The sequence below is a fragment of the Lacisediminimonas sp. genome (assembly GCF_030645335.1).
Lineage (GTDB): Bacteria > Pseudomonadota > Gammaproteobacteria > Burkholderiales > Burkholderiaceae_D > Lacisediminimonas.
Genome location: NZ_JAUSNH010000108.1, coordinates 1 through 10,002 on the forward strand (window position 1 = coordinate 1; position 10,002 = coordinate 10,002).

The following is a 10,002-nucleotide window of genomic DNA, read 5'->3' on the forward strand; positions in this document are numbered from 1 at the left end:
GTCCAATGAAAGGCCGCTATAATTTCGCTTCTTTAGGCGCGTAGCTCAGCTGGTTAGAGCACTACCTTGACATGGTAGGGGTCGTTGGTTCGAGTCCAATCGTGCCTACCAAGATCTGCAGCGGTTTCACCGACGCTCAACAAAATAGCCGACTCCACAAGGGTCGGCTTTTTTGTGTCCGACCGATATTCATCCGTGAAATCAACGATTTAGCTGCCGGTAAATTTTACTGGGATGACTTTTGGGAAGACAGATCCCGCTCCGTCCGGAGATGACGGTGCGGTCCTTGATGCCTGCATCCGTGCGCCACGCAAAATTCCCCTACCCAATGTTCCAGCGAGTGCGCAATACGGCGCGCTTCGGCATTGGCGCCATCGAGCCGATCGCGGGCTGACTCGGCGTCACGCCGCAATTTTTCTTCATCAATAGTCAGCAGTTTGCCGCCGCGCAGGATGAAACGCCCACCCACCATGACGGCGTCGATCGCGCTGCCGTTTTCGCCATTCACCAATTGCAAAAGCGCATCGCGTAAAGGTACATAGTTGATGTGGGCAAGATCGAGCAAGACCAGGTCGGCAAAGGCGCCCGGAACGATGGCGCCGAGTTGATCCGCAAAGCCGAGTACGCGGGCGCTGCCGGCAGTGGCCAGGGTGAATGACTCTTCGGCTGACACCCAGTCCTGGTATTGCGGTCCGCGTATGCGCGACAAATACGCGGCCAGACGGCTGGCTTCGAACATGTTCTGGGTGTCCGAGGTATTGGCAGCGTCGGTGCCTATGCCAACCGCCAGTCCGCAATCGAGCATTTCGCGCACAGCGGCCACACCGGACCCAAGCCGCAAATTGCTCAAAGGGTTGTGTGCAACCGACGCACCGGCATCGGCCAGTCGACGCATATCGTCGCCGTCGATCCAGATCGCATGTGCGCCGCTGAAGCGCGCATTGAGCAAGCCGAGGTCTGCCAGGTGCGCGGTCAGGCTTTTGCCGTAGCGCTGTTTCGCCATCACGGCCTGCGTTGCCGATTCAGCCAGGTGCGTCTGTATGCCGAGGCCGAATTCATCGGCCAACTCGCGGCAGCCGCCCAGGAATTCGTCGGAACAATGCATCGGAATGGTAGGCCCCAGCGCCGGACGAATCTGGTCGCGGTCGAACGACCAGTCATCGAATATTTCCCTGCAGGCGCGCAGGGTCTCGGCATATGGCGCAGTGGCGGCACGGCGCGCACTGTCGCCCAGGTCCTTTGGCAGGGACTCGATCAGACCGGGGTAGGCTTGATAAAGCGTGCGATCCGCAATCATCGGCGCGATCACGGCGCGCATGCCAACATCCTGGTAGGCGCTGGCAACCGCGTTCATGCCCTCGACGGACGGCAGTGGAAATTCGACAAACAGGTCATACGCAGCGGTGCAGCCCTTGCGCACCATTTCGACTGCGCTCAATTGCGCGCTCAGGTATTTGTCATCCCGCGTGCGCGAGCCGTTCAGGGCCGCGCTGCCAGTGAGGAAAACCTCCAGCGGCAGGCGGTCGCCGACGGCACCCTTGCCGAGTCCCCCGTGCGCGTGGGTATGCGCATTGACCAGGCCAGGCACGATCAGGCGGTCGTGCGCATCGATCAGTTCGGCATCGGCCGGTGCCGGCGTGCCGCGCGGAAGCAATTCACGTATGCGGCCGTCCTGGACCAGTATGTCGAGCGCTGCCGCGGCGGGTGCGCCAGGCGTCAGCACCAGGCCGTTGACTATCAGTTGCAATCGTTGTGCGTTCATGGGGTGCTCAGGATGCGGTCAGGATAAGCCCAGGATGTTCTCATGCGGTGGCGTGTGCCGTCGCATGTCCCGCCATATGGCTGCCAATTTCCAGCGCCACGGCCTGTTCACGGCTGGTCTCGAACACCATTCGGCCATCAAGCATCACCACGATCCGATCCGCCAGTTCCATCAGCTCATCCAGATCCTCGCTCAGCAACAGGACGGCCGCGCCGTGATTGCGCGCCTCCAGTATCCGCGAGCGTATTTCACGCGCCGCCGAAAAGTCCAGTCCGAAGCAAGGATTCTGCGCCACCAGCAGCCGCACTTTGCCGGACAATTCGCGGGCCAGCACTGCGCGTTGCAAATTGCCGCCGGACAGCGTGTCGGCGCGCGCATCCGGGCCGGCGCAGCGGATACTGAATTTCCGGATCGCATCGAGCGCCCGGCGTTCCACCGCAGCCCGGTCCACCAGCATACCGGCACGGGCAAACGGCGCCACGTCAAAATCGCGCAGCGCCAGATTATCGGCCACCGACAAGCTTGGCACACAGCTCGAGCTCAATGGCTCCTCGGCCAGCAAATAAACACCCAGTTCGCGCAGCGCCGCGCGGCTGCGCTGGAACGGCCGGCCGTCGATCAGGATGACGCCGCTCTCCGCTTGCCGTTGTCCCGCCAGCACCTCGACCAGCTCCCTTTGGCCATTGCCGGAGACGCCGGCAATGCCGACAATCTCGCCGGCCGCCACATCGAGTGAAACGCCCTTGACCGCGTGCGCGCCGCGTGCGTTCAAGGCATTGACGTCGCGCAGTTGCAGATACTTGTTGCCGGCGGCCTGCGTGGCGCGTGCAACAGCGCTCACCGCAGGACGCTCGCCAAAGGTCATGTCGACCAGCGCGTCGGCGTCCAGTCCGGCGACCAGGCCGCCGCCGGCATTGCGGCCGCCACGCAACACGGTCACTGCGCTCGCGTGCGCCTGGACTTCGCGGAACTTGTGCGTGATCAGCACCACGGTCAGTCGTCCGGCGTCGGTCAGGCTGCGCATATGCGACAGCACTTCGTCTGACTCTTGCGGCGTCAATACGCTGGTGGGTTCGTCCAGGATCAGGAAGCGGGCGCCCAGGTACAGTTGCTTGAAAATCTCGAGCTTTTGTTTTTCACCCGCCGACAGGGACGCGGCCGGCGCGTCCGGGTCGAGGCTGAACGGCATGCGCGCCAAAAATGCGTCGATGTCGCGCCGCTCCTGCCGCCAGTTGATGAAGCCCGGAATATCCGAGCGCGCCAGCAGCAGGTTTTCGGCCACCGTCATGCTGGGCACCAGCGTGAAATGCTGATACACCATGCCCAGCCCAAGCGCATGCGCCGCCTTAGGATCAGGAATGGCACGTTCTCGACCATCAATGCAAATGGTGCCGGAATCAGCCCCGTAAAAGCCCATCAGGCATTTGACCAGCGTGCTTTTGCCGGCGCCGTTCTCGCCCAGCAGCGCATGGAAGCTGCCCGGCTCAAAACGAATGGAAACGCCGTCCAGCGCCTGTACCGTGCCAAAGCGCTTACGGAGATTGTCGATTTCAACCAGAGGAGGAGGGCGTTGGTCCATGGATCAGCGGTTAATTGAGAGTTCGCCTGGCGCGCCCGCCAGTTGCTGGCGGCGCGAGGAGCTGGCAATCAGCAAGCCCAGCGTTAGCACGTAGGGAGCGGCGCCGATCAGGTAGTAATAGCCGGAGACGCCGACGATCTGCAGTGCAGGGCCCAGCGCCGAAGCGCCGCCGAACAGCAGCGACACCCAGACGCAGTTAACAGGCTTCCAGCGCGCGAAGATCACCAGCGTCACCGCCATCAAGCCCTGGCCGCTGGACAAGCCTTCAGCCCAGGTGCCCGGATAAGACAGCGACAGGAAGGCGCCGGCGATACCGGTCAATGCGCCGCCGGCAGCAGTGGCCAGCGTGCGCGTCAGGTTCACGGGATAGCCGGCCGCGCGTGCCGCCAGCGAATTGTCGCCGACGGCCCGCACGATCAGGCCCCAGCGCGTGTTCACCAGCGCCCAGCGCATCAGCAAGGCGCAGCCAATGCCGGCGAAGAAAAGCGGACTGACATCGAGTGCGGCGCGCACCGCCGGCACGGAACTGAACGACCCCAGGTCGAATGTCGGCAATCTTGGCGCCTGCGGCTGCACAAACGGTTTGCCAAGGAAAAACGCCAGCCCATTGCCGAAAATGAATAGCGCAATACCGACTGCGACGTCGTTGACCCGCGGCAGGTTGCAGACCATTGCGTGCAGCAGGCCAAACAGTGTGCCCGCTGCTGCTGCCGCCGCCAGTCCGAGCCAGGGAGAGCCACTCAGGTAGGACACGCCATAGCCGCTCATTGCGCCCATCAGCAACGTGCCCTCAAGCCCGAGGTTGACCCGACCGCTTTTCTCGGTCAGCGTTTCCGCCAGGCTGACGAACAGGTATGGCGTTGACACCCGGATTGCGCCGCCGAGTATCGCAATCGCCACGCCCCACCACCCGAGATCGCCCGCGTTCATGCTGCCGCTCGCGCTGAACGGAACAGGGGAAAGCGGCCGTACAAGGTGTTGGACGCCAGCACGCAGAGGAAGATCAGGCCCTGCAAAACCTGCGTTGCCGCATCAGGCATGTCAAAGCGCCGTTGCATCAGGCCGCCGCTGGCTGAAATGCCGCCGACGACAAAAGCGAAGAAAATGATCGCCATCGGATTCTGGCGCGCCAGGAACGCCACTAGAATGCCACCATAGCCAAAACCGACCGCGAGCGAACTGCTGGCAGCGCCATGTACGGCCACGATTTCAATGGCGCCGGCAAGCCCCGCTGCAGCACCGCCCAAGGCACAGACAAGCAAGGTGAGGCGACCGATCGGCAAGCCGACCAATTGTGCTGCGCGCACATTGCCGCCGACCACGCCTGTGGCAAAGCCGAATACGGTGTACTTCAGCAGCGCGAATGACAAAAGGCAAACGACAGCGCCAATCAGCAAGCCACCATGCACGCCGATCTCTGGCACATTGCCCATCATGTAGGGCGTCGGGATCGACCAGCTGGTGGGTTTCAATGACACTGCCGGATCACGCATCGGACCACTGACCAGATGGTTCAGCAGGGCTAGCGCAATATAGTTCAGCAGCAGTGTGGAAATGGTTTCATTGACGCCGCGCAGATGTTTGAGCGCACCCGCCATCACGATCCAGGCGGCACCGCCGAGCGCGCCGACGATGCAGACCACGATCGTTCCCGCCACTGGCGCCAGGTTGGGCATGCCCACGCCGGCCAGCACCGCAAAAATACCGCCGACCGCGAGTGCGCCTTCGCCCCCGATGATCAGCAAGCCGGCGCGCGCAGGGATCGCCACACACAAGGCGGTGAGCATCAGCGGCGCGGCTTGCGTGAGCGTGGCCTGCAGTGAAAACGAGGTACCGAAACCACCCAGCCACAGTACGGAATACACCGCCCACGGGTCGAGCCGGTTCGCCATCAGGAACAGGGCAAACAGCGCCAGCGCAAGCGCCAGCGCGGCAAGGGTAATGACGACCGGTTCAGCACGCGAGCGCATCAGCGTGCCAGGCCCGTCTTTCCGATTGCGCCTTCAACCAGGAATTTCATTCCCAGCTTGAACTGATTGTCATCATTTTTGATGGTCTCGCCAGCCTTGACCACGATATTGCCTTCATTGTCCTTGATCGGGCCGCGGTAGATGACCAGCTTGTCTTCTACCAGGGCCTGGCGCGCCTGCAGCACTTCCTTGCGCACTTTTTCAGGCACCGCAGCGCCGAACGGGGATAGCTTGACCATGTCCAGCTTGAAGCCGCCACGCAGCAAGTTCGGATAGGCGCCGCCGGTCTGCCAGGCTTTCACGAACTCGGTGCCTTTGCCCCAGTTCCATTCGGCGCCAGTCAGGAAGCCCTTCGGCGCCAGGGCCGACAGATCGGTGTGGTATCCGCAGGAAAAAATGCCACGCCGTTCAGCGGTTTCGAGCACGACTTTCGGGCTGTCGCAATTGCCGACCACCACATCCACACCCTGGTCGACCAGGCTATTGACGGCCTCCGCTTCCTTGACCGGATTATTCCAGTCACCGGTAATCACGACCTGGCAGGTGATCTTGGGATTGACCGAACGTGCGCCGAGGATGAAGGCATTGCAGTTATTGACAATGAAGTACACCGGCTTGGCGCCGATGAAGCCGATCTTGCCGGTCTTGCTCATGTGGCCCGCGACAATGCCGCTCAGGTAATGCGGCTCGTCCATGTAGCCGCGATAGCCGATGGTGTTCTTGGGATTGCCGTCCTTCCACAAGCCGCCGGCATGCACGAACAGCACGTCCGGATACTTGGCTGCGATTTTCATGATGAAAGGCCAGTAGCCAAACGAGGTCGGGAACAGCACGCGCACGCCATCAAGCTTGATCATGCTTTCCATGACCTTTTCTGCCTCGGCTGTCTCCGGCACGTTCTCCTGCTCGATCACTTTGACAGCAGGCATTTTGCCGATCTGGCGCGCCGCCGCCGAATGCGCCTGGTTCCAGCCGTAGTCCTGGCGCACGCCGGTATACATGAATCCGACCGTGATGGGCTTGCCCTGGGCGATTGCCAACTGCGGGAGGATCGCCGCCAGGCCAGCTGCGCTGACGATGTTGCTGGCTGTGCCAAGAAAGCGGCGACGTGATGTGTTCAGGTTTTGTTTTTCTGTGCGAAGCGGACGGGTTGTCATGACGTTTCCTTTAATTGGGTTCAGGAAACATCAGCAAAGACTGTGCCGGGCTCGGATCAGTGGACTGTCACGCACGTTTCTGGTGTGCAGCGCACTTTGTCGGCACCGATCGGGAGCGAATTTGCTCGCGCCTGGCGCAAAACGCACCATGACCTTCACAATGACGCACTTTAATGGGGCCTGAAAGATCGCCGCGGTTTCGCCGCCGTTCAACAACAAAGCGATCCCGTAAAAGCCGACTTTATTGCTTTGCGGATCGTTCGGGCTTTCAAGGAGGCCGGCTACTCGCGTGGGCAATTCGCCAGTAGTCAGCTACACTTTCGGCAACCCTCGTTCATGACCCCGGTCACCGACAAGCCCGCATGCATCCTGCGTCTTTTACCGCAAGCCCGCAATTTTCCCCGCTTCGCGCCGGCCTGATCGTGCTGCTGGCGCTTGGACTGGCTGGTGGCATGTACCTGTGGATGCCTTTCGAGCCTGCCGTCAAGAAAGGCCTGTGCCTGCTGCTGTTCATCGGGGTACTTTGGCTGACTGAGGCACTCCACCTCGCAGTGACCGCGCTACTGGTGCCCTTGGGTGGCTTGTTGCTGGGTTTCCCTGGCCTGACTACGTCCAGCGCCCTGGCTCCCTTTGCCGATCCCATCGTGTTCCTCTTCCTTGGCGGGTTTGCGCTGGCGACCGCGCTGCGCGTGCAGCAACTGGACCGCAAGATGGCGGTAGCCTTGCTGGTGCTGTCGCGCGGACACCTGGGCCGCGCGGTTTTCCTGCTGTTTGCTGTCACGGCAATCCTCTCCATGGGTATCAGCAACACGGCCACCGCGGCCATGATGCTGCCGCTGGCCCTTGGCATACTCAGTCCGCTCGACCTGCATGGCGACCGTCGGACATTCGTTTTTGTCCTGCTGGGCGTGGCCTATGCCGCCAGCATCGGCGGCATAGGCTCCCTGGTGGGCTCGCCACCGAATGCGATTGCCGCGCGGGCGGCAGGCATCGATTTTGCCGAATGGCTATGGATAGGAATTCCCCTGGTGCTGGTGCTGATGCCGTTGATGGTGCTGACCTTGTGGCTGGTGCTGCGCCCGCAACTGAACCGGACCATCGAGACAGTCATGGACGACGTGCCCTGGACCGGGGTGCGCCTGCTGACCATGCTGGTATTCGCGCTGACTGCGCTGGGCTGGATTTTCGGCGCGGCGCCGCTAAAGGCGATGGGCATACAGAGCCCGGACACTTTCTTTGCCGTGGCCGCGGTGGTCGCCGTCGTTGCCTTGGGTCTGGTCACCTGGCAGGACGTCGTGCAGCATACCGATTGGGGTGTACTGCTGCTGTTCGGCGGCGGGCTGGCGCTGGGCGAGATCCTTGGCGCATCCGGCGCATCGGTGGTCCTTGGCCAGCAGGTAGCCGGCGCGCTGCAGGGGGCCGCGCCCTGGGCCATGCTGCTGGCCGTGGCGGCGTTCATGGTGCTGCTCAGTGAATTTGCCAGCAACACGGCGGCGGCGGCTTTGCTGGTTCCGGTTTTTGCCGCGGTCGCGGTTCAAATGGGCTTGCCCCCGGCGGTGCTGGTCGTGGTGGTGGCGCTTGCGGCATCCTGTGGTTTTGCCTTGCCAGTGGCAACCCCGCCCAACGCCCTGGTATTCGGAACCGGGCATGTGCCGCAGCGGATCATGTTGCGCACCGGCCTGGCGCTGGATTTCGTCTGCGTCCTGGTATTGACCGCATGGGGCTTGCTGGCCCTGTTGAAGATCATGAACTTTTGAGCTGGCGCTTGCCGGCGGCCTCGGATGAAGCGGATTATCAAGTATGTTCATATCGAAAATGATCTCCGCTAACATTTGGTTCGGCGTGATTGCTCATGGCGCCCTAAAGCCTACATCTTTTCATAGCAATAATCGGGTGCCGAGGCGAGTCTGTCGAACTGCCAGGTGATGATGAAAAATATCTTGAAACACACTTGACGGATGTTATTTGGTAACGCTAACATTGATCCTGTCGACAAGTGAACGGTGATTCGCACATCGATTTGACGCGGCTGACCGTAGATCAGGCCCACATACGCCAGGAGACGAACATGACGGTGCACAAGACGACCCTTTTTTCGAATTCCGGATCCGCTCCCATTGCGGGGGAAGATGCGATGTCATTGTCCCCGGATGCCGGGTCGGTCAGTCCGCACAGGCGCAAGCTGCTGGCGGCCGGCACGGCAGCGCTGGCCTCGGCCGGGCTTGGCCTGGCGGCGCCGGCGGTCTTGGCGCAGGCCAAGCGTTTCAGTGGCGTGACGCTGAATGTGTCGTGCTGGAGTGCGCGCTATCCGTCGCTGCTTGCCGACTACATCAAGGAATTCACCGAGGCGACCGGCGCCAAGGTCAACTACGACACGCCCGGGTTGCAGGTTTTCAACCAGCGCGCCGACCTGGAACTGTCAACCAAGGGCAGTGGCTACGATGTCCTCAATATTACGTTCGTCTTCACCAACCGCTGGATCGGAAACGGTTGGCTGACCCCGCTCGATCCCTACATCAACGACCGCAACAAGACCGGCGCCGACTTTGATTTCGCAGACTTCCTGCCAGGCGCCGTGAGTCCGCTGAAGGACGGCAAAGGTGTCACGCACGGCATTCCCTGGGTGACCGACTCGGGCATGGCCATTGCCAGCCGCTTCGACCTGTTCAAGGCGAACGGTCTGGGGATGCCCGATACCTTCGACGAGCTCGAACGAAGCCTCGCGATCGTTCACAAGAAGGATGGGGTGGACGGCTTCCTGGCCGACAATCACTGGGGCTTCTGGTACCCGCCGTTCCTGCAGGGCTATGGCGGCAACGTGTTCCGCGCACCGCCGGATGACCTGATGCCCACGCTCGATACGCCCGAGGCGATCATGGCGGCGGAGCAATTGGCGCGCATCGTCAGCAAGTTCGGCCCGCCAGGCGCAGGCGGAATGTCGTATGGCCAGACCGGGGAGCTGATACGGGCCGGCAAGGCCAACCACTCGCTGCAGACGCATTCCGGCGGCATGTCGATGATGGAGTCCAACTCCAAGGTCGCGTCCACGCTTCGGTTCTCCTTGTATCCACGGGGTCCCAAGGGCAGGTTCCCCGGTATTGCGTCGCACGGCTGGGGCATTCCGGCGGGCTCGAAGAACAAGGATGCCGCCTGGGAGTTCATCAAATGGGCTACCTCCAAGACGCTTCTCAACCGGATGGTCAAGGAGAAGGGACTCGGATCTGTCACGCGCCGGTCGATTTTCGACGCGCCCGAATACCGCAAGCTGATCACGGTCAACGGTCAGGACACCGGGCAGGTCGTGCTCGACACGATCAAGCTTGGCGAACAGGGCCACATGAAGTACCGGACGGTCCCGGCCTACCCGCAGATCAACGTCCAGCTCAACCAGGCGCTGGGCCGGATCATCTCGGGGCAGATGAGTGCGAAGGAGTCGATGAAGCAGGCACAGGTAGCTGCCATCGCCGACCTGAAACGCGCAGGCGTCAAGATCTAGGGCATGGCGATGGCTTCATTGGGCATCAAGCCGGGCGG

At 61.9% G+C, this 10,002-nt stretch carries 7 protein-coding genes and 1 tRNA gene; 3 read left to right on the forward strand and 5 right to left on the reverse strand.

Features of this window, described 5'->3' with window-relative positions; genetic code table 11:
- Positions 1-34 precede the first annotated feature (34 nt).
- Positions 35-111: transfer RNA gene (locus Q7T64_RS07680), tRNA-Val, on the forward strand.
- 115 nt (positions 112-226) lie between these two features.
- Here the strand turns inward: Q7T64_RS07680 and Q7T64_RS07685 are convergent.
- From Q7T64_RS07685 to Q7T64_RS07705, 5 genes are read right to left on the reverse strand one after another with little or no spacing between them, the layout of a single operon-like run.
- A complete protein-coding gene (locus tag Q7T64_RS07685; protein ID WP_304793802.1) occupies positions 227-1,762 on the reverse strand; it encodes an amidohydrolase family protein in 1,536 nt (511 codons plus the stop codon).
- Between the two features lie 40 nt (positions 1,763-1,802).
- A complete protein-coding gene (locus Q7T64_RS07690) occupies positions 1,803-3,341 on the reverse strand; it encodes an ABC transporter ATP-binding protein (RefSeq protein ID WP_304793804.1) in 1,539 nt (512 codons plus the stop codon).
- 3 nt (positions 3,342-3,344) lie between these two features.
- A complete protein-coding gene (locus Q7T64_RS07695; RefSeq protein WP_304793806.1) occupies positions 3,345-4,271 on the reverse strand; it encodes an ABC transporter permease in 927 nt (308 codons plus the stop codon).
- Positions 4,268-5,311 carry an ABC transporter permease gene (locus tag Q7T64_RS07700; RefSeq protein WP_304793809.1) on the reverse strand — a complete coding sequence of 348 codons (1,044 nt, stop codon included), beginning with the start codon at positions 5,309-5,311 and terminating at the stop codon, positions 4,268-4,270. The genes Q7T64_RS07695 and Q7T64_RS07700 overlap by 4 nt, the downstream gene beginning before the upstream one ends.
- The gene (locus Q7T64_RS07705) at positions 5,311-6,468 is read right to left on the reverse strand and encodes a BMP family ABC transporter substrate-binding protein (RefSeq protein WP_304793812.1); all 1,158 of its coding nucleotides are present in this window, start codon (positions 6,466-6,468) and stop codon (positions 5,311-5,313) included. The genes Q7T64_RS07700 and Q7T64_RS07705 overlap by 1 nt, the downstream gene beginning before the upstream one ends.
- A 362-nt stretch (positions 6,469-6,830) precedes the next feature.
- Here Q7T64_RS07705 and Q7T64_RS07710 point away from each other — a divergent pair, with 362 nt between their 5' ends.
- Positions 6,831-8,225 (forward strand): DASS family sodium-coupled anion symporter, encoded by a 1,395-nt coding sequence (locus Q7T64_RS07710; RefSeq protein WP_304793815.1) that lies wholly within the window; start codon positions 6,831-6,833, stop codon positions 8,223-8,225.
- A 377-nt stretch (positions 8,226-8,602) separates the two neighbouring features.
- The gene (locus tag Q7T64_RS07715) at positions 8,603-9,964 is read left to right on the forward strand and encodes an ABC transporter substrate-binding protein (RefSeq protein WP_304793819.1); all 1,362 of its coding nucleotides are present in this window, start codon (positions 8,603-8,605) and stop codon (positions 9,962-9,964) included.
- The last annotated feature ends 38 nt before the right edge of the window (positions 9,965-10,002 follow it).